General features: G+C 33.4%; 23 protein-coding genes and 1 tRNA gene. 21 read left to right on the top strand and 3 right to left on the bottom strand.

The annotated features are described in order from the left end of the window. Positions 1-17 precede the first annotated feature (17 nt). Together B7R65_RS03945 and B7R65_RS03940 are read left to right on the top strand one after the other, a co-directional pair. Positions 18-218 (top strand): PspC domain-containing protein, encoded by a 201-nt coding sequence (locus B7R65_RS03945; RefSeq protein ID WP_088041449.1) that lies wholly within the window; start codon positions 18-20, stop codon positions 216-218. Then, positions 215-592 carry a phage holin family protein gene (locus B7R65_RS03940; RefSeq protein ID WP_088041448.1) on the top strand — a complete coding sequence of 126 codons (378 nt, stop codon included), beginning with the start codon at positions 215-217 and terminating at the stop codon, positions 590-592. Before B7R65_RS03945 ends, B7R65_RS03940 begins: the two co-directional genes overlap by 4 nt. Before the next feature lie 46 nt (positions 593-638). On the opposite strand, the gene B7R65_RS03935 is transcribed toward B7R65_RS03940, so the two are convergent. Beyond that, on the bottom strand, positions 639-1,955 hold the full coding sequence (locus B7R65_RS03935) for an Ig-like domain-containing protein (protein WP_179194760.1): 1,317 nt from the start codon (positions 1,953-1,955) through the stop codon (positions 639-641). A 346-nt stretch (positions 1,956-2,301) separates the two neighbouring features. Between B7R65_RS03935 and hprK the strand changes: the two genes are divergently transcribed. From hprK to B7R65_RS03875, 12 genes are all read left to right on the top strand, one after another. After that, positions 2,302-3,240, top strand: a complete 939-nt coding sequence (hprK, locus tag B7R65_RS03930; protein ID WP_088041446.1) for an HPr(Ser) kinase/phosphatase — start codon at positions 2,302-2,304, stop codon at positions 3,238-3,240. Between the two features lie 34 nt (positions 3,241-3,274). Beyond that, on the top strand, positions 3,275-4,087 hold the full coding sequence (gene lgt, locus B7R65_RS03925; protein WP_088041445.1) for a prolipoprotein diacylglyceryl transferase: 813 nt from the start codon (positions 3,275-3,277) through the stop codon (positions 4,085-4,087). A gap of 32 nt (positions 4,088-4,119) precedes the next feature. Next, complete coding sequence (locus B7R65_RS03920) at positions 4,120-5,061, top strand: nucleoside recognition domain-containing protein (RefSeq protein ID WP_142288195.1); 942 nt, start codon at positions 4,120-4,122, stop codon at positions 5,059-5,061. A 13-nt stretch (positions 5,062-5,074) separates the two neighbouring features. Next, positions 5,075-5,722 (top strand): pyrophosphatase PpaX, encoded by a 648-nt coding sequence (gene ppaX / locus B7R65_RS03915; protein ID WP_088041444.1) that lies wholly within the window; start codon positions 5,075-5,077, stop codon positions 5,720-5,722. Beyond that, a complete protein-coding gene (locus tag B7R65_RS03910) occupies positions 5,719-6,219 on the top strand; it encodes an acyltransferase (protein ID WP_088041443.1) in 501 nt (166 codons plus the stop codon). Before ppaX ends, B7R65_RS03910 begins: the two co-directional genes overlap by 4 nt. Positions 6,220-6,481: 262 nt before the next feature. Further along, on the top strand, positions 6,482-7,981 hold the full coding sequence (locus tag B7R65_RS03905) for a tetratricopeptide repeat protein (RefSeq protein ID WP_088041442.1): 1,500 nt from the start codon (positions 6,482-6,484) through the stop codon (positions 7,979-7,981). Between the two features lie 387 nt (positions 7,982-8,368). Then, positions 8,369-9,316 carry a thioredoxin-disulfide reductase gene (gene trxB, locus B7R65_RS03900; RefSeq protein WP_088041441.1) on the top strand — a complete coding sequence of 316 codons (948 nt, stop codon included), beginning with the start codon at positions 8,369-8,371 and terminating at the stop codon, positions 9,314-9,316. A 636-nt stretch (positions 9,317-9,952) separates the two neighbouring features. Continuing rightward, entirely contained in the window at positions 9,953-10,411 is a 459-nt protein-coding gene (locus B7R65_RS03895; RefSeq protein WP_088041440.1) for an NUDIX hydrolase, read from the top strand. A 29-nt stretch (positions 10,412-10,440) separates the two neighbouring features. After that, positions 10,441-11,325, top strand: coding sequence for an RNase adapter RapZ (gene rapZ, locus B7R65_RS03890; protein ID WP_088041439.1), 885 nt, complete (start codon positions 10,441-10,443; stop codon positions 11,323-11,325). After that, positions 11,325-12,305: a gluconeogenesis factor YvcK family protein gene (locus tag B7R65_RS03885; protein ID WP_088041438.1), complete on the top strand. Its 981-nt coding sequence runs from the start codon at positions 11,325-11,327 to the stop codon at positions 12,303-12,305. Before rapZ ends, B7R65_RS03885 begins: the two co-directional genes overlap by 1 nt. 36 nt (positions 12,306-12,341) lie before the next feature. Beyond that, positions 12,342-13,292 (top strand): DNA-binding protein WhiA, encoded by a 951-nt coding sequence (gene whiA / locus B7R65_RS03880; protein ID WP_088041437.1) that lies wholly within the window; start codon positions 12,342-12,344, stop codon positions 13,290-13,292. 20 nt (positions 13,293-13,312) lie between these two features. Further along, entirely contained in the window at positions 13,313-13,570 is a 258-nt protein-coding gene (locus tag B7R65_RS03875) for an HPr family phosphocarrier protein (RefSeq protein ID WP_088041436.1), read from the top strand. A gap of 81 nt (positions 13,571-13,651) precedes the next feature. Here B7R65_RS03875 and clpP read toward each other — a convergent pair whose 3' ends face one another. Both clpP and B7R65_RS03865 read right to left on the bottom strand, forming a co-directional pair. Then, positions 13,652-14,245, bottom strand: a complete 594-nt coding sequence (clpP, locus tag B7R65_RS03870) for an ATP-dependent Clp endopeptidase proteolytic subunit ClpP (protein WP_088041435.1) — start codon at positions 14,243-14,245, stop codon at positions 13,652-13,654. A gap of 191 nt (positions 14,246-14,436) precedes the next feature. Continuing rightward, on the bottom strand, positions 14,437-15,405 hold the full coding sequence (locus B7R65_RS03865; protein WP_088041434.1) for a LacI family DNA-binding transcriptional regulator: 969 nt from the start codon (positions 15,403-15,405) through the stop codon (positions 14,437-14,439). A gap of 286 nt (positions 15,406-15,691) precedes the next feature. Here B7R65_RS03865 and B7R65_RS03860 point away from each other — a divergent pair, with 286 nt between their 5' ends. The 7 genes from B7R65_RS03860 to B7R65_RS03835 all read left to right on the top strand — a co-directional run bounded on the left by B7R65_RS03860 (position 15,692) and on the right by B7R65_RS03835 (position 20,625). Then, positions 15,692-17,131 (top strand): 6-phospho-beta-glucosidase, encoded by a 1,440-nt coding sequence (locus B7R65_RS03860; protein ID WP_088041433.1) that lies wholly within the window; start codon positions 15,692-15,694, stop codon positions 17,129-17,131. Positions 17,132-17,269: 138 nt separating this feature from the next. Next, positions 17,270-17,343, top strand: a tRNA-Arg gene (locus tag B7R65_RS03855). A gap of 164 nt (positions 17,344-17,507) precedes the next feature. Continuing rightward, on the top strand, positions 17,508-17,663 hold the full coding sequence (locus B7R65_RS21210; RefSeq protein ID WP_179194759.1) for a hypothetical protein: 156 nt from the start codon (positions 17,508-17,510) through the stop codon (positions 17,661-17,663). Between the two features lie 274 nt (positions 17,664-17,937). Beyond that, on the top strand, positions 17,938-18,240 hold the full coding sequence (locus B7R65_RS03850) for a DUF6509 family protein (protein ID WP_088041432.1): 303 nt from the start codon (positions 17,938-17,940) through the stop codon (positions 18,238-18,240). 340 nt (positions 18,241-18,580) lie between these two features. Then, the gene (locus tag B7R65_RS03845; RefSeq protein WP_088041431.1) at positions 18,581-18,883 is read left to right on the top strand and encodes a PTS sugar transporter subunit IIB; all 303 of its coding nucleotides are present in this window, start codon (positions 18,581-18,583) and stop codon (positions 18,881-18,883) included. A gap of 40 nt (positions 18,884-18,923) precedes the next feature. Then, a complete protein-coding gene (locus B7R65_RS03840) occupies positions 18,924-20,279 on the top strand; it encodes a PTS sugar transporter subunit IIC (protein ID WP_088041430.1) in 1,356 nt (451 codons plus the stop codon). A 25-nt stretch (positions 20,280-20,304) separates the two neighbouring features. Further along, positions 20,305-20,625 carry a PTS sugar transporter subunit IIA gene (locus tag B7R65_RS03835; protein WP_088041429.1) on the top strand — a complete coding sequence of 107 codons (321 nt, stop codon included), beginning with the start codon at positions 20,305-20,307 and terminating at the stop codon, positions 20,623-20,625. Positions 20,626-20,772: the final 147 nt, after the last annotated feature.

The following is a 20,772-nucleotide window of genomic DNA, read 5'->3' as shown; positions in this document are numbered from 1 at the left end:
ATAGAGAGGAGATTTCTGTGAGAAAACTATTTCGATCTTCTAAAGACTCAATGATTGCTGGTGTGTGTGGAGGATTAGGTAACTATTTTAATATTGATAGCACACTAATTCGATTGTTATTTGTTTTATTATTTTTTATAGGCTTTGGGGCAATTTTATTTGTATATTTAGTTTGGATTTTTGTTGTTCCAAGAGAAGGTGACGTGGGAAGTTTATGAGATGGTTATTTTCATTAGCAATAAATAGTTTAGTTTTTATCGTTGTTGCTGGTTTTCTTCAACCGGATTTTTATGTAGCAAATATTCCAACAGCTGTTATCGCCGCTTTAGTTTTATCGATATTAAATACAGTTATTAGACCTGTATTGATTTTAATAACATTACCAGTGACTATTTTTACTTTGGGATTATTTATTTTCATAATTAATGCAATTACATTAGAAATAACTGATTATATACTTGGTGATGCATTAAGAGTAAATGGGTTTGGTACAGCTATAATTGCTTCAATATTAATCAGTACATTCAGTATGTTGATTCAATATTTCGTCTTTGATCCAAAAAATAAAAGTAAACATGCGAATAGAAAATAGTAAGAGCTCCCTAATTAGTATAGGGAGCTTTACTATTTAGCAGTATTTATCTTTTGCCATGTCCATGATCATCGTTTTTATGATTATCATCATCATGGTGGTGTTTATTTCCGTGATCACGATCATCGTCGTCATGCTTACTTTTTTTCTCAATAACAACAGTAATCGTTGTTTTGAAATTTTGATAACTAGCTTTAATTACTGCAGCGCCTTTTGCTTTAGCTACGATTTTACCATTTGAATAAGTAACGATTTTAGTATTTGATATCTTCCATTTTATATCTTTTGTAACATCTTTTTTCTTACCATCAGTATAAACAGCATAGATTTTAATCGTCTCTTTTTCACCTTGTTTTAGTTTTATTTTAGAAGGTGATGCAATAATATTCTTTATTTTAGCAGCTTCTTGCACAAAAATTTTACCTTCTGTTTTTGCGCTAAAATCTTCATATGAAACGGTAATAAAGACATTACTTTTTCCTGCTTTAACTCCTGTTACTACTCCATCCTTAACTGTAGCTACTGCACTATTCGATGTTTGCCAAGTTAAGCCTTCTTTTAATACTTCTTTTGAACCGTCAGAGTAAACTCCAAATACTTTTAAAGGAAGTGTTTTACCAACAGCTAGTTTAAATTCTCTAGGATCGATTTTAATACTTTCTAATTCTGGTTTATCTTCGATTGTTACGTTTAAAGAAGCAGTCGAATTTAAAAAATTGAAAGTTAATTCTGTTGTACCGAATTCTTCACCAGCAGTAATAATGCCGTCTTTATATGTGATTAAATCATTATCTTCATTTTCAACAGTTAACTCAGGTTTAAGAGTGATATCTTCTTTAACGCCTTTTTCATTCAAAAATGTTACTTTAATTTCTTTTGTTTCTCCTGGAGCGATTGAAATGTCGCTTTCAGATAATTGTAATTTATTTTCATCCGTTGGTGTATTGTCGATTGAGAGTTTGTCTAAATGATATGCAAGTGGTGTATTTGACTGGGAGTAAAGGATTGTTAAGACATATGCATCATATGATTCTTCATGAGGTTTTAAAGCCGTTTTGATGCCATTTTCATTATTGGCAACACCCGTTTTTACAAAACTTGATAAGTTTTCAGAAGTTACCTTTGGTTCTTCATTTTCGTAAACAGTAACACTTAATGTAGCGAAGTCTTTTAATGAATTTGACAATAAGTCCTTATTTACTTTAGTTGTTATTGCTTCATCTTTGATGCTGTTTGTTACTTCTAAGTTTAGTTTTTGGATTGTGTTTGTCTCTTCTGCAAATGCGATAGTATTGCTAAGTAACGGAAGAAAAAAAGTAAATGCTAGCAGTAAAGAGCTTACACTATAAAGCCATTTCTTCAACATAATTCACCTCTATACAATTATTTGTTAAACACTATTCTTATCGGAAGAAATCAATGATTGATTGATAAAAGTTAAATAAATAGTTAGTTTGCCATGGTGTTTTGATTCAATAGGTACGTCAAATGTTTTAGTTTAATTTACAAATTTAACCATAATAAGAATATTTAACTAGATTTAGTGTTGGTAAATACCTTTCGAATCTCGTTTTTAAGAGGACAATTTCAAGTTTTAAAGCTCTTAGATTAAAATTAATTAATGTCATTTCTCGACATTTTCCCACCTTGTTTAAAAATGGTACAATATGTAGGAAAGTACATAAATATTAAACCTTAGGAGGTTCGTAATGGGTAAGTTACGTACGAAGGATTTAGTTGAGCACTTTAAATTAGAGGTGCTAAGTGGAAGTGCTGGGTTAAATAAGTCTATCAATACTACAGACTTATCGCGTCCTGGGATAGAAGTAGCAGGATTTTTTACATATTATCCATCTGATCGTGTGCAATTGTTAGGGAAGACAGAGCTAACATTTTATGAGAGTCTAACTGATGAACAAAAAGTTGACCGATTAAAGAAACTTTGCGCAGAGGATACACCTTGTATCATCGTTACACGTGGACTTGAAATACCTCCTGAACTAGTTGAGGCTGGAGATGAAACTGGAGTTCCGATTTTACTTTCTAATAGTAAGACAACAAAATTATATAGTAGACTTACGAGTTATCTTGAGGCAAAACTAGCACCAACAACTGCACTACATGGCGTTTTAGTAGACATTTATGGTGTTGGGGTATTAATTACTGGTAAAAGTGGTGTGGGTAAAAGTGAAACTGCTCTTGAATTAGTAAAGCGAGGTCACCGATTAGTAGCTGATGACTCAGTTGAGATCCGTCAAACGGATGAAGATACTTTAATAGGATCTTCTCCTGAATTAATCGAACATTTATTAGAGATTCGTGGGTTAGGAATTATAAATGTTATGACACTCTTTGGTGCAGGTTCTGTTCGTACGTATAAACGTCTTACATTAAATATTGATTTGGAAATTTGGGACTCTCAGAAAGTTTATGACAGAGTTGGCTTAGATGACGAGAAACTTAGAATTTTAGATACTGATATTTCGAAAATAACGTTACCCGTACGTCCTGGTCGAAATTTAGCTGTAATTATTGAAGTAGCAGCAATGAATTTCCGTTTAAAACGAATGGGAGTTAATGCTGCACAGCAATTTGCTGATCGATTAGAAAAAGTCATTCAAGGCGGAAATAATGTGAATGAGTTTTAAAGATTTAATTTAATAATGAAGTGGGGAAAAAGGAATGGATTCAACAATTCAACCATTAAATAAAGTGTTTTTACAATTAGGTCCTCTTTCAATTAAATGGTATGGAGTTTTAATTGGAACAGGGGTTTTACTCGGACTTTGGTTAGCTATACGAGAAGGAAAGCGCCGAGGTGTTCATGAAGAAACTTTTATGGATATCGTTTTAATTGCTGTACCTGCTGCAATTTTGGGAGCAAGAATCTACTATGTATTGTTCAATCTAGATTATTACTCGAAGCATTTAATCGAAATTCCTCAAATTTGGTCAGGTGGTTTAGCGATCCATGGTGGTTTAATAGGTGCATTCATTGCAAGTTATTTCATCGCAAAGAAAAAAGGATATTCTTTCTGGAAATTAGCTGACATCGCTGCTCCAAGTATTCTAGTAGGACAAATGCTAGGTCGCTGGGGTAATTTTATGAATCAGGAAGCACATGGTGGACCAGTTACACGTGCATTTTTAGAAGGACTTTACTTACCGAATTGGATTATAAATCAAATGTATATAGACGGTACGTATTATCACCCAACATTTTTATATGAATCTCTATGGAGTTTTGTAGGAATTATCGTTTTAATTTCGCTAAGAAGATTCAATCTAAGACGAGGAGAGATCTTTTTAAGTTATTTAATTTGGTATTCAGTGGGGAGATACTTTATTGAAGGACTTCGTACAGATAGTTTAATGCTGACGGATACGATTCGAATGGCACAATTTATTTCAGTTCTAATTATAGTGGGAGCTATTATTATTCTTATTTATCGTAGAGTAAAAGGCTTATCAAATGATCGATATTTAGACGCTTAATTAAATAGAGAATACGGGAGAGGTGAATCCGTTTGGGGACATTAAGGAGCGGCTTACTTGTAGGCTTACAAACTTCTTGGAAAATAGGGAAAATCATCTTCCCTATTTCTTTCATTTTAATGATTATAAAAGAAACAGCACTAATGGATTGGTTTGTAAATCTTCTTGAACCATTAATGAGTTTTATAGGCTTAAAGGGAGATGCTGCATTAGTATTAGTTTTAGGAAATGTTTTAAATTTATATGCCGCAATTGGTGCGATGCTCCCGATGGATTTAACTATGAAGGAAGCATTGATTCTTGCAGTAATGCTAAGTTTTTCTCATAACTTATTTGTTGAAACCTCGGTGGCATCTGCTGTAGGGATTAGAGCATCATTTGTCGTTTTAGTCAGAATTGGTTTTGCAATCGTTTCAGCATTATGTTTGCATTTCTTTTGGCCAGGTGGAAGTGAAATTGTTCATAAAGGAATTGCTGCAACAGAAGCAGCTAATAATACTGGATGGGATTTAATTCTAACGGCAATCATCTCTTCATTAAAAGGTATTTTCCAGTTAATCAAAATTGTTATCCCATTAATGATTTTTATTCAATTTGCAAAAGATTTTGGTTGGATGAACTATATCACAAAATTTTTATCACCTTTTACTAAATTGATTGGTGTAGAAGCGAAAGCAGGAGTTACATTAGCTGCGGGGTTATTTTTTGGCTTAGCTTTTGGTGCCGGCGTTATGATTCAAGCGGTAAAAGAAGATGGGGTTACTAAACGAGATCTCTATTTAGTTTTCTTATTTTTAGTAGCATGCCATGCGGTAGTAGAGGATACTCTCTTATTTATTCCGTTAGGTATACCGGTTTGGTATTTATTCGGAATCCGTTTCTTACTTGCACTTATTGTTACCAGCATTGTTGCAAGAGTGATTGGAAGAATCAGTACTCAGTCGGAATCAAATAGTAAGGTAGAAGCGAAATAGAAAGGAATTACCAATGAAAATAAATACAATATTATTTGACCTAGATGGCACGTTAATTAATACAAATGAATTAATAATTGCATCATTTATGCATACATTAGAAAAATATTACCCAAATCAATATCAACGTGAACATGTTATTCCCTTTATGGGACCAACATTAGTTGAATCTTTTTCAACTGTTGACCCAGAACGAGTTGAGGAATTAATTGCTGAGTACCGTCAATTTAATATAAAAATGCATGATGAGTTTGTTGAAGAATACGAAACAGTTTTTGAAACAGTTGAAGCTTTGCACAATAAAGGTTATAAAATTGGAATCGTCACAACAAAAGCACGAAACGTTGTTGAAATGGGACTTAATTTTAGCAGACTAAAACAATTTTTTGACACGGTTATTACAATTGATGATGTTAAAAATGCAAAGCCACATCCAGAACCTATTCAATTGGCTTTGAAAAAGCTTAACTCAACCCCTGAAGAAACGATTATGGTTGGCGATAACTATCATGATATTGAGGGTGGCAAAAATGCCGGAACGAAAACAGCTGGAGTTTCTTGGTCTTTAAAAGGGAAGGACTTTTTAGAAACATACCAACCTGATTTTATGCTAGAAAAAATGAGCGATATCTTACAAATCTTAGGAATCGATGAAAAGTGAGAAACACAAAGCGTTACAATGTTGAAGGTGTAAATTCACTGTGGCAATTGTATAAAACCGTCTCTTTTTGGAAAGTTTTTCGAAATGTAATTGTGATCGAAATTGCAAGATATATTCCGTTTTTTAAATTGAAAAATTGGATGTTTAGACGACTAATTGGTATGACAATCGGAGAGTATACTGCGTTTGCATTTAAAGTAACTCCAGATTTAATGTTTCCAGAGTTAATCACAGTAGGTAAAAATTCAATCATTGGCTACAATACAACGATTTTAGCGCATGAATATTTAATTGATGAATACCGTTTAGGTGAAGTTCTTATTGGAGATAATGTGTTAGTTGGGGCAAATACGACGATTTTACCAGGGGTTACAATTGGTGATGGAGCAAAAATTTCAGCAGCTTCCCTTGTACATAAAAACGTTCCAGCTGGGGCATTTGTAGGTGGGAATCCTATGAGGATTATTTCCATGCCGAATTCTAGTTCTGAACAATAGGTCCATCTTGTTGAAAAATAGTCAATAGTAAGTTCTAATTTCGTTAGTTTGAAGCATTTAATAACAAGTTAGTTTAACAAAGCCAAAATTAAAAAGTAGTTTCCAATATTTTTCGTTTCATGTATTATAGTAAGCTGGACTACTTTTAAATTATTGAAAGTGGAAATTGTTCGATCGTTTACAAATTCTTATAATTTGGACGACGACTATTTCCTCTTTTTGTGTGATATACTGTGATAAGCTTTAATAACTGGAGGATCGAATGTCAGAAAATTTGGGGAATCAAACAAATCAATTTCATAATGTCGTTTCGTTCTCGTTACCTAAAGATTATTTCTACGAAAAAGGTATGAAAGCTTATAATAGTAACGATACAGAGCAAGCGATCTATTATTTAAAAAAAGCAGCTGAAAATGAAGAAAATCAAACTGTGTTAGTTGATATTTCTCGTAAGCTTTTATCAATGCATCAATATCAAACTTCAATTACAATTTTAGAATATATTTTAGATAAATTTCCTGCAAACGAAGATGTATATTATTTATTAGCATTTGCTTTTTTTGAGTTAGGATTGTTTCAAAAAGCAAATCTTTATGCACAAAAGTATTTAGAGATAGGTACTGATGAAGAACAACTAGAAGAACTTGAAGATTACTTAGATATTATTCAAAGTGAGGAAGATGATGATCTTAGCATAAATGATGATTTACTTGTTCTCCAAGAAAGAGTGACAAGCTATTTAGCTAATCATGATTGGAAATCTGCGAAGACAACCTTATTGAATATCGTCGATAAGTACCAAGAATTCTGGCCAGCTTATAATAATTTGGCTTTAGTTGAACTTCATATGGGAAATCACGATGAAGCTGAAAGAGTTTTAAATTATGTATTAGAACAAAATCCAGGGAATCTTTCATCTCTTATTCATTTAACAATGCTGAAACGTATATTAAATGAACAGGAAGTTGCTCAAGAACTCCTTGAAAGCTTGTCTAATATCGTTCCTATTTCAGAGGAGCACCGTCATAAACTTGGCGTTCTTTTTTATCAATTCCAACAATTTGAGCAAGCATTTAAACTTTTTCATTTACTTTATATGGAAAGACCGAATCGTGAAGTACAATTTTATTACATGTACAGCGATGCTGCTTACCGTTCCGGACGAATCGAATTTGCAGAAAGAATTTGGGAAACCGAAATGTCAGATGCATTTGAAGACCATGAGGAATTAGCTCCATGGGCTGAGAAGAAACATTCGACAAATGAAATTGAAAAACTTATGTCAGATACAGAATACCAAGCAAAATTCTCTAACTCGAATAGTGAACGATGGGGATTAATTTATTTTATGAAAGAATATTATTATGAACAAAAGTTTAGTTCTATTCTTCAAGATTTAGATCCAAAAGAAAATGTTGGTATTGATGAACAAATAGAACAAGTACTTTTAAATAATATGTGCTATATTGAGCCACATCCTTCATTAAAAGTCGCTATAAATGGAGCTAAAAAAATTCAGACACATTGGGAAGATGATTATACGATTTTGCGAAATCAACTTCAATTATGGTTTTTCTCGATTTGTGAATTAACTCTAAAATATAAAGAATTACCAGTAGATGAAAATGTACTTTTAGCTGCAACACATTATCTTGTTGAAAATGAAGAAAAACGTGTATCACAAAAGAAAATTGCAGCAAACTATAACATATCTACTTACTTATTGAATAAAGGCATTAGCGCCATTCGAAGCTTGTATTAATACCAAATGGTGTTAAGCAAGCTTTCTTTATACCTTAAGAAAGTATAAATAGGGCAACGAGGAAGAGAACTCGACGTTTTTGTAATTTTAGTATAAGTGCAACTACGTCACTGTCTTCGCCTAAAAGGCTTGTCAATCAACGAGTTTTCTATATACGTTAAGAAAGTATAAATTGACTGCTGCGAAGAGTACTCGAAGTTGTTGCAATTTAAGGAATTAAGTATAAGTGCAACTACGTCTCTGTCTTCGCCTAAAAGGCACGCCAATCAACGAGTTTTCTATATTTTCATGAGCATATGATTTGTTGTTTTATGTGATTGCGTATTAGGATAGTGGTAGTTAATTAACTAGGGCAAATAGCCATATATGATCAAGGAGTGAAATGAAATGGAAGAAAAAATTTATGATGTAGTCATAATTGGAGCTGGACCTGCGGGAATGACGGCAGCAGTTTATACATCACGTGCAAACTTATCTACATTAATGATGGAACGTGGTGTTCCAGGTGGACAAATGGCAAATACAGAAGAAATCGAAAACTATCCTGGTTTTGATAGCATTTTAGGACCGGATTTATCGAATAAAATGTTTGACCATGCTAAAAAGTTTGGTGCTGAATACGCATATGGTGATATTAAAGAAATCATTGATGGAAAAGAGTATAAAACTATTATCGCAGGTAAAAAAGAATATAAAGCTCGCGCGATCATTATTACGACTGGTGCAGAGTATAAAAAAATTGGTGTACCTGGTGAACAAGAACTTGGTGGCCGTGGTGTATCATATTGCGCAGTATGTGACGGTGCGTTCTTTAAAGATAAAGAATTAGTTGTAATTGGTGGAGGAGACTCTGCTGTTGAAGAAGGTGTTTACTTGACTCGTTTTGCGTCAAAAGTTACGATTGTTCATCGTCGTGATGAACTTCGTGCACAGAAAATTCTTCAAGATCGCGCGTTTGCTAATGAAAAAATTTCATTTGTATGGAATACAACTTTAAAACAAATAAATGGTACAGACGGTAAAGTAAGTGGAGTAACACTAGTGAATACACAAAATGGCGAAGAATCTGATTTTAAAACAGATGGTGTATTTATTTATATCGGAATGTTACCTTTAACGAAACCATTCCTTAACTTAGGTATCACAAATGAGAATGGCTATATTGAAACAAATGACGCGATGGAAACAAAAGTACCTGGTATTTTTGCTGCTGGTGATGTTCGTGAAAAAACTTTACGTCAAGTAGTAACTGCAACAGGTGATGGTAGTATTGCGGCTCAAGCAGTTCAACATTATGTTGAAGAACTTAAAGAAGCATTAGCAAAAACAAACTAAACTCTAACAAATAAGCAGTTAGTCTACGTAAAATAAGAAAACGTTAATCTTCAAATAGAATTGTAATATTCTGACACTTATATGTAACTAGGGTGTAACTTTCTTGCAATAAATTTACTGTATTATATACATTAACCAGAGAGCCCCCTAAATATATTGGAACATGGATATGCGCTTGTCCATGTTCCCTTTTTTTGTTTTGCTCTATTATATTTATAATGTTTTATAGAAACATTGTTAAGAAATAGTAGTAATGACAGTCATGCGGGAAAACGGATTACGGTTAATCGATGTGAAGGACGAGCTAGCAGGCTTGGTGGTTCGTCCATTAAAAAAGAGTGGATGTTCATAAATTTTTAAAAATAAGTTTCTCAGCATTTGTTTTATACTAATTAGATATATATATTTATAAATCCTAGGTGCAACACACGAGAAATGTTGTACCTAGGATTTTCATATATTCTTTATTAAAATATGTTTTCTTTTAAAACTTATTAACAAAAATAATTCGATATAAAATTTTATGATTTAAAAAAGCCATGTAGCGTTTCAAGTTGTTGTTGTAAGGGTTTAACGGTATAATATAGATTGGGCAGTTACAACCAACTGTAGACGAGTATGAGTGAGGTAAAGAAAATGCAAAGAGTTACACATTGTGTTTTGTTAAAAGATAATAACGTCCTCCTGTTACAAAAGCCAAGAAGAAATTGGTGGGTTGCTCCTGGTGGGAAAATGGAACCAGGTGAAAATATACGAGAAGCTGTTGTTCGCGAATACCGCGAAGAAACGGGAGTTTATTTGAAAAACCCAAAATTAAAAGGTGTTTTTACAATTATTATAGAAGAGAATGCAAAGGTAGTTAATGAATGGATGATGTTTTCATTTTTAGCTACTGAATTTGATGGTGAAAACCAAGATGAATGTGAAGAAGGAATTCTACGCTGGCATCCTGTTGATGAAGTGAAAAATCTTCAAATGGCAGAAGGCGATCATCATATAATTGACTATTTACTAAAAGGAAACGAAATATTACACGGTACATTTGTATATACTCCAGAATTTGAATTATTAAGATATCGATTAAATCCAAGTTAAAGATTAACTATTAGAAAGGGTGGAACACAATGGCTACAAGATCACATGTGAAAATGGTAATTATTACTGGGATGTCAGGTGCTGGTAAGACAGTCGTTGTTCAAGCATTAGAAGATATAGGTTACTTCTGTGTGGATAATCTTCCGCCAGCATTACTTCCGAAATTTGTAGAGCTTTTAAAGGATCCAGATCATCATACTACCGATAAAGTTGCGTTAGTAATGGATTTACGTGGGAGGGAGTTCTTTGAACAGTTAGGTAATTCTTTAGATCAACTAATGACAACCCCTTCAATTATTCCACAAATTTTATTTTTAGATGCAACGGATTCTGCTCTTGTTACTCGATATAAAGAGACTCGTCGATCACACCCACTATCACCAAATGGATCTCCACTTAAGGGAATTGAGATAGAACGATCATTATTAGCTCAAGTTAAAGGGCGAGCTCAATTGATTTATGACACATCAGATTTAAAACCTAAAGCACTAAGAGAGAAAATTATTAAACAGTTCCGTGAAAATGAGCAAGAAGGTTTTTCAGTAAACATCGAGTCATTTGGCTTTAAATACGGCATCCCGATTGATGCAGATTTAGTATTTGATGTTCGATTTCTCCCAAATCCCTTTTATATTGAATCAATGAGACCGTTGACTGGTTTAGATGAAGAAGTATCTTCATATGTATTAAAATTCAATGAAACAACTGAGTTTATGTTGAAATTAATTGATTTAGTTAGTTTTATGCTTCCTCAGTATAAAAGAGAAGGTAAGCGACAATTGATTATCGCAATTGGTTGTACAGGTGGCCAACATCGCTCGGTGACACTTGCAGAATACTTAGCTAATTACTTTAAAGATCAATATGATACAAATGTTAGTCACCGTGATGTTGAAAAAAGGAGCCATAAGTAATGGCTAGCCAGCAATCTAAAATTGTCATTATCGGTGGAGGTACTGGCTTATCCGTGTTAGTCCGTGGGTTAAAGAAGCATCCTGTTGATATTACAGCAATTGTGACTGTTGCTGATGATGGGGGAAGTTCAGGACGATTGCGCGATGAATTGAAGATACCGCCACCAGGTGATGTACGAAACGTTTTAGCGGCATTATCGGATGTTGAACCAATGTTAGAGGAGTTATTCCAACACCGATTTACTTCGACTGGTGATTTATCCGGTCATTCGCTCGGGAATTTAATGTTAAGTGCAATGACTTCTATAACTGGTGATTTTTATCGAGCGATAATTGAAATGAGAAAAGTATTAAATGTAAGAGGGAAAGTAATTCCAGCTGCGAATCAAAGTGTTGTTTTAAAAGCTGAGTTAGAAGATGGAACGATTGTTTCTGGGGAGTCGAAAATTCCTTACTCAGGTAAAAAAATTGAGCGTGTATTTTTATCTCCAGGAAATTTAGAACCTATACAGGAAGCAATTGATGAAATTGGAAAAGCAGATTTAATTGTCATCGGTCCTGGAAGTTTATATACAAGTATCTTACCTAATCTATTAGTAACGGACCTAGGTAAAGCTGTCCTTACTTCAAAAGCGAAAAAAGTATATGTATGTAATGTGATGACCCAAGCAGGTGAAACATTACAATATACCGCTAGTGATCATGTAAAGGCGTTATATCAACATATGGATTGTAGCTTTATTAATACAATTATTGTTAATGAAGGAAATATACCGAAGCAAGTATTGAAACGATATAGTGAAGAGTTATCTCAACAAGTTGAATTAGACTATAATGCACTGAATGACTTACAGCTAGAAATTGTTAATAAGCCAATTGTTAAATATGATAATAATGTAATAAGGCATGATACAGTGAAGTTAGCGGAAATATTGTGCGATTTAATTCCTACGAAAATTAAAAAGGGTAAAAATAAATGATTTTTTACGAGAGATAAAAAGGAGGGGGTGATTCAAATGTCCTTTGCATCAGAAACGAAGAAAGAATTAACAACAATAGAGATAAAGGATTGTTGTTCGAAATCAGAATTATCATCATTAATTAGAATGAATGGTTCTTTATCATTTGCGAATCGCCAATTCATAGTTGATGTAGTGACAGAAAATGCTGCAATTGCTAGAAGAATTTATGTCTTAATTAAACGTGTTTATGATGTGGACGTTGAATTACTCGTTCGTAAAAAAATGCGACTTAAAAAGAATAATGTATACATTGTTCGGATAAAAGAAGAAGCAAAAGAGATATTAAATAGCCTTTATATTACTGGTGAAGGTTTTACTTTTACAAATGAAATTGCAAATGAACTAATTGAGAAGAAATGTTGTAAACGCTCCTATTTAAGAGGTGCATTTTTAGCGGGTGGTTCAGTAAATAATCCTGAAACATCATCTTATCATTTAGAAATTTTTTCTTTATATAAAGAACACACAGAGGAAATTTGCCGACTAATGAATGAATTTGGCTTAAATGCCAAAACTTTAGAAAGACGTAAAGGTCACATAACTTATTTAAAAGAAGCAGAAAAAATTACTGAGTTTTTAAATATTGTTGGGGCTCATTCGGCATTATTAAGATTTGAAGATATTCGTATCGTCAGAGATATGAGAAACAGTGTTAATCGTTTAGTAAATTGTGAAACTGCAAACTTAAACAAAACGATAAGTGCGGCGTTTAGACAAATTGAAAATATTCGTTATATTCAAAGCTCTGTTGGGTTAGATATTTTACCTCCTAAATTACGAGAAATTGCAGAACTACGAGTGGAGTATGAAGATGTAACATTAAAAGAATTAGGTGAAATGGTTTCAAGTGGAGCAATTAGTAAATCGGGAATAAACCATCGATTAAGAAAAATTGATGAAATTGCTGATAAACTTAGAGCTGGTGAACCAATAAAAATTAAATAAATGATTTGGGAGAGAAGATTATGTTAGAGAAAAAAGGAAGAGTGTTATTGGAAACTGGTATTCAAGCCCGCCCGGCAGCACAATTCGTTCAAGTCGCAACGAGGTTTCGCTCGGAAGTTTTATTAGAATATAAAGGGAAACAAGTAAACGTAAAAAGTATTATGGGAGTAATGAGTCTTGCTGTACCTTACGGTGAAGAAGTACTTATTACTGTAACAGGTGATGATGAAGTTGAAGCAATGAAAGAAGTTTTAAACTTTATCGGAGAAGAAATTTAATGATGTAGGACATTCACGATGTTGGGTGTCCTATTTTTTATAAAAAAAACTAGCCGAAAAATATCGGCTAGTTCTTTTATTTTATTTAATCGCTGTTGGGCTTGAGATTACTTTATCAATTAATCCGTATTCTAATGCACGGTCTGCAGTCATAAAGTTATCACGTTCTGTGTCACGCTCGATTGTTTCTAAAGGTTGACCAGTACGCTCTGCAAGAATTCCGTTTAACTTATCACGTAAGAATAAAATGCGTTTTGCAGCAATTTCAATTTCAGTAGCCTGACCTTGTGCACCACCTAATGGTTGGTGAATCATTACTTCTGAATTTGGAAGAGCGAAACGTTTACCTTTTTCACCTGCAGCTAATAAGAATGCACCCATAGAAGCTGCCATACCGATACAGATAGTCGATACTTGAGGCTTGATAAAGTTCATTGTGTCATAAATAGCCATACCAGCAGTGATACTACCACCTGGGCTGTTTATGTAAAGTGAGATGTCCTTCTCTGGATCTTCAGCAGCTAAAAATAAAAGCTGAGAAACAATTGAGTTGGCAACATTATCGTCAATAGCACTACCTAACATGATGATACGGTCTTTTAAAAGACGAGAGTAAATATCATAAGCACGTTCACCACGACTTGTTTGTTCAATAACTGTAGGAATTAAATTCATTATTTTTCTCCTCCTTTTTAAAACAAAAGATTGATTAATTCAATAATACCTTTAAGGTCAGAAAAGGTCAAATAAAAGAGATGCTACATTCAGTGTATTCTATGAGCTAAATAAAATTAACGCATTTAAAAAAAATACATTATGTAATACTTCAACATCATTAACGACTTTTCCTATTTTTAAACGAAAGTTTATGTAGTTTTTCTTGTGATTAAATTAAAATGAAGGGCTTTAGGAGTTTGAGGGATTTTTTCTAGTTGTTCATAGATTAATATAAAAGCATTTTCTGCTTGTTGTTTAATTGGATTATGAATCGTCGTAATATCTAGAATACGTGACATTAGATGATTATCAAAGCCAATTACAGCTAAGTCTTTTGGAATCATAAGTCCATTACGTTTTGCTTCAGAAACGATACCGGCAGCCACATAATCATTTGCACAGATGATTGCATCTGGTCGTTCATCTAATTCTAATAATTTATTTACAATCTTTTCTCCATCAGAACTTGAGTATATTTCTGTAAATGTAAAGTCCTCAATAATTGGTATCTTATTTTCTGTTAAAACATCTTTGTAAGCTTGTATTCTTCTAATTGTATTTAATCCATTCATTCTTCCGAAGGCGTTGCCAATTTTACGGTAACCTTTCTGGATTAAATGATTCAAAGCCATATGGTAGCCTATATATTGATCGAGATAGACAGATGGGACGAGATCGGAATCAACTCTTTCCAAAGCGACAATTGGACCGTATTTACAATAATGCTCAATTTCACTCCAGTTTGAGGTTCGTACTGTAATGACGATTGCATCGATTTCTTTTCTTCGTAACGCCTCTAGTCCTTCTAGTTCACCATTTGTTTCGTAATTTGTTGTATATGTAATTGTTTTATAACTGTGTTCATTTGCAATTGAAATAAAGCTAGAAATGTATGGTAAAGAAATCTCATTAATTAGAGGAGTAATGATTCCAATTAAAAAATTTCTTCCTTTTTTAAGTTTAACGGCGTTTAAATTAGGTACATAATCAAATTGCTCAATGACTCTGAGGACGTTTCTTTTCGTCTCTTCTTTTACATGTGGATGGTTATTTAAGACTCTTGAAACGGTACTTGGTGATACATTTGATATTTTTGCAATTTCTTTAATATTTAACATATCAAGTCCCCTTTAATTTAAAACATAATTTCTTATATATTACATTATCATAGTACTCGATTTTGTGGATGTTTCTTTAACTTTCTGGCTAATAAACATAGAACTTAGTAGATCTTCTCTCCAATCATCCTCTTTATCATAGTTTGTAATTGCTAAACATTTTTAAAAACAACAATCTTTTAGAAAGAACCTAAATATATATTAAATATAGATTGACCTGAAATGCATTTCAGAAATTATGATGGCAGTGTAAAGAGGAAAAGACTAAGTCAGGAGGAGAATAATCATGAGTAAGTTTGAATCAAACTTTCCAAAGAATTTTCTGTGGGGAGGTGCTACAGCAGCTAACCAATTAGAAGGTGCGTATTTGGAAGGAGGAAAAGGATTAACAACAGTTGATTTACTTCCGACTGGGAAAGAACGTTTTTCTTTTATGGTGGGCAATGTCGACTCTTTTGAATTAAAAGATGGTGTGTATTATCCTTCTCATGAAGCAATTAATTTCTATCATCGCTATAAAGAGGATATCGCTTTATTCGCAGAAATGGGTTTTAAGTGCTTACGATTATCCATTGCTTGGGCAAGGATCTTTCCGAAAGGTGATGAGGAAGCACCTAATGAGCAGGGGTTGCAGTTTTATGATGCTGTTTTCGATGAGTTATTAAAGTACAATATTGAACCAGTGGTAACGACTTGTCACTTTGATGTTCCAGTCTATTTAGTTGAGAAATATGGTAGCTGGAAAAATAGAAAAATGCTAGATTTTTATGGAAAATATACAAGAACAATCTTCGAACGCTATAAACATAAAGTGAAATACTGGATGACCTTTAATGAAATAAATATGCTTTTACATGCTCCGTTTATCGGTGCTGGTATAGTCCTTAAAGATGGTGAGAATAAGAAACAAGTATTATATCAAGCGGCTCATCATCAGCTTGTAGCAAGTGCACTGGCTGTAAAAGCATGTCATGAGATAATTCCCGATGCGAAAATCGGCTGTATGTTAGCGGCAGGTGCTACATATCCTTATACATGCCATCCGAATGATATGTGGGAATCGATCGATAAAGATAGAGAGTCTTATTTCTTTATTGATGTTCAATCTAGAGGAGAATACCCTGGATATGCAAAAAGATACTTTAAGGAAAATAATTTACACATTGAAATGGATGCAGGTGACGAAGAAATTCTCAGAAATCACACTGTAGACTATATAGGATTCAGTTATTATGCAAGCCGTTGTACGAGTACAGATCCAGAAATTCTAAGTCAATTAACGGAAGGTAATATTTTTGCATCAATTAAAAACCCATACTTAGAGGAGTCCGAATGGGGTTGGCAAATTGACCCTAAAGGATTACGTATAACATGTAATCAGTTACATGATCGATACCAAAAACCATTATTTATTGTAGAAAATGGGTTAGGGGCAATTGATGTATTAGAAGAGGATGATGTAATTAATGATACTTACCGGATTGATTATTTAAAATCACACTTCATTGAAATGGCAGAAGCTATTAAAGATGGCGCTGAAATTCTTGGTTACACGAGTTGGGGACCAATTGATCTAGTAAGTGCAGGAACTGGTGAAATGAAAAAACGTTACGGATACATTTATGTGGATAAGGACAATGAAGGAAACGGTTCTTTACGAAGAGTGAAGAAAAACAGCTTTTACTGGTATAAAGATGTCATTCAAACAAACGGTGAGAATCTATAGGTAATCTTTAGAAAAGTAGATGCATTTAATGATTTAGTTAGTGCATCTACTTTTCTAACTTAATAACAAAAGAAAGTGTTTAAATCATTGCGGTTAATACATTCTAACGATATAATTATAGCTAAGCCAATACGATATGCGTTCGTAGCTCAGTTGGATAGAGCATCGGTTTCCGGTACCGTGTGTCGCAGGTTCGAATCCTGTCGAGCGCGCTAAATTGCAATAAACCATGTGACTTTTTGTAAAGTTACATGGTTTATTTTTATTTCTAGCCTTAAGAAATACGACTAAAGATGTAATTATACTCAATCGAATGATGAATGGGTTCTCTCCCCTTAAAAGAATATATTTATAGTAAGAAAAAGGAGGGACTCATATGGACATGAACATTTGTGTTTTACAGGAGATTTTAAAATTAAATAAAGAAGAATTAGATAGAGAGTTGAGGCTCAAAGAGACATATAAATTATATTCAAATTTACCAAGAAAGAAGTACTGTGTTGATTTGAAATATATTAAGTTTTGTATCTAATTGATCGTTTCACGTGATTTACGGTTTGAATTTCCCTGATAAAGGATTATTTACCAGTTAGCATTCTATTGCTTTCTAAACCTTGGCATGTTATAGTTTTATTTGCGATGAGCTAATTTGAGTAAGTCGAGAGATATGCGTAAGCTAAACGCGCGAATGTGGTCGCCCGGTTTCTCGCCTCAAACGCATCAGACGTCTACTGCGGTAGGCGTCTTTCTTTTTGTTTATTTCTTTGTGTATAATAGTAAATATTATGATTGAAGGGAATGTTTGCGTGTTAAAAATTAAAGAATACACTGTTGAAGAAATAAAAGATCCATTTGGGATAATCGAGGGTGATCGATACGAATTCATTTTATTTATCGATGTTCCAGAAGATGATGAATTGTACAATGAAAAAGGAATTTACATAAAAGCACTATTTGGAGTAAAAGGCGGAGAGTCAAAAATTATTAAATATGATTTATTTGAAGTCGAATCGAATGAGTATTTAGATTTTGATTTGGAAGAAGATGAAGAATTAGAAGTTCTTGAATTCTGTAAAACTCATCTATCTGGTGAAGATGAAGAGGCTTAAGCATTAATGTGTTATTATGAACACACATGCTAATTTTTTATAGGAAAAATAGTCTAGTTTGTCAACACACTGCTAGTTATCCGTTAACACAGTAGTATAATTCGTACACACTGTCAAAACACTAGAATTTCTAAACTAAATACATAAATGATAAAACCTTGATTATTCAAGGTTTTTTTTTATAAAAAAATATTATTTGAAGACTATTTAGAAAATTGGCACGATACTTGCAATATTAAAATTGATTTAAATGCTTGTCTTTGTAACGCTAGTTCTTTTGTCATTATATGTAAAAATGTAAGCGTTGCAATTACGGGAAAATTAAGTTAGGAGGTGGAATATGAATATCTTATTGGTATGTTCCGCAGGGATGTCGACTAGTTTACTTGTAACAAAAATGGAGCAAGCAGCCAAGGCGAAAGGTATTCAGGCTAAAATTTGGGCGGTTGCAGGTGATGCTGCAAAGGAAAACCTAGATCAAGCGGATGTTTTGCTACTTGGACCTCAGGTTCGATATTTAGCCTCAGAAATGAAGAAGCTAGCAGAACCAAAAGGAATTCCAGTAGATGTTATTAATCCAGTTCATTATGGGTTAATGAATGGTGAAGCTGTTTTAGAAATGGCATTGAACTTGAAGAAATAACGGGGTATTAAAAACTAAAGAGAAAAGAAGGTGTACTCTAATGATGCGTTTTGCTGAAAAATATATTATGCCTGCAGCGGCAAAGTTTGGTAATCAAAGACATTTACTAGCAATTCGTGATGCTTTAATTGGTATGATTGCAATCACGATGATTGGAGCATTCGCGGTACTTATTAATAACTTAGGTGGCGCAATTCATGGCTACGATAAAATGATGGAAGCTGTGTTCGGTGCAAACTGGAAAACACTAGGTGGAGATATTTGGTGGGGTACATTTGCATTTATGACAGTTTTTGCTGTTGTTGGTATTGCACATAGACTAGCACGTTCTTATGGCGATGAAGGTTTTGAAGCAATGCTTGTTGCTTTAGCTTCTTATTTTGTACTAGTTCCTCAGTCTTTAGCAGCGGTATCTGTAACTTTACAAGATGGAAAAACAGCTACTGGTGGTGCTTGGGGACTTGTAAGTTGGAACTCATTAAACTCTACGGCCTTATTTACAGGTATTATCGTTGCAATTGTTGCGACAGAAATTTTTGTAAGATTAACAAAAGTCAGACAATTAACAATCAAATTACCAGATGGAGTTCCACCGGCAGTATCTAAAGCATTTGCTAAATTATTACCTGGTATGTTAACAATTTTCATTATTGCTTTAGTAGGTTTATTATTCAGATTATACATTTCAGACGGTGTATTCTTTAACGAATGGTTAAATTCAGTTCTAGTAAAACCATTAACGGATGCGGCTGATTCATTAGGCTTTGCAGTTGCAATTGCATTCTTTGTACATCTATTCTGGGCAATGGGATTACATGGTCCAAACATTTTAGGTGGTATTACAACACCATTATTAACATCATTAGGCAACCAAAACATTGATTTATATGCAAAAGGTGTTACAGATTTAGATAAATATGCTGTATTAGCAGGACCATTCTTAGATGCTTTCGTTTACATGGGTGGTTCAGGAACAACAATCGGTTTAATTATTGCAATGTTCATTGTAAACCGTAGACGTCATAAACAAATGATTGCATTAGGTACACCTCCAGGATTATTCAATATCAATGAACCAATCATTTTTGGTTTACCAATTGTATTAAATCCAGTTTGGTTAGTACCATTTATTCTTACGCCAATCGTTTTAACAATTATTTCTTATTTAGCAGTTGCATCTCATATCGTTTATCCGGTTGTATCTACAATTCCTTGGGTTACTCCTCCGATTATTGGTGGATATTTAGCAACAGGTGGTCACTGGAGTGGTGCAGCTTTAGCAGCGATTAACGTTGTAATCTCAATTATTATTTACTTACCATTTGTTGTTGTAGCAGAGAGAATAGAAGTAAAAAGATCAAATGAGACTACAAGCTCCACTTCATTAAATCTTTAATAGACAGTGAAGGAGAAGAGTGCAAATGCCTACCGACACGACTATTGAACAAATTGCATTTCAACTGATATTACATTCTGGGAATGCCAAGAGTTTATTGATGGAAGCAATGTATAAAGCCCGTGAAGAGAATTTTACTGGAGCTCGTTTAAAAGTAAATGAAGCGAAAGAAGAACTTAAAAAAGCGCATCATTCTCAAACTTCACTTATACAAAGTGAAGCAGGCGGTCAAAAATATGAAATTAATATTTTACTTATACATGCACAAGATCATTTAATGAATACTCTTACAACTAGAGACTTAGTTGAAGAAATACTATTCTTGCATGAAAAAACTTCTCGATAATAAGAAATTACTAAGAAGGTGGTATAGCTTAAAGCTATACCACCTTTTATTTTTGGAAGTGTATAATTTATATATAGATTCGTATCAAATAATAATAAAACACTAAATCTCTTAGTGTGTTTTGGGTTCGACACACTAAAAAGTATT

This window comes from Bacillus sp. EAC (genome assembly GCF_002156875.1).
GTDB lineage: Bacteria > Bacillota > Bacilli > Bacillales > Bacillaceae_G > Gottfriedia.
This window is presented reverse-complemented; position numbering and strand designations above follow the sequence as displayed.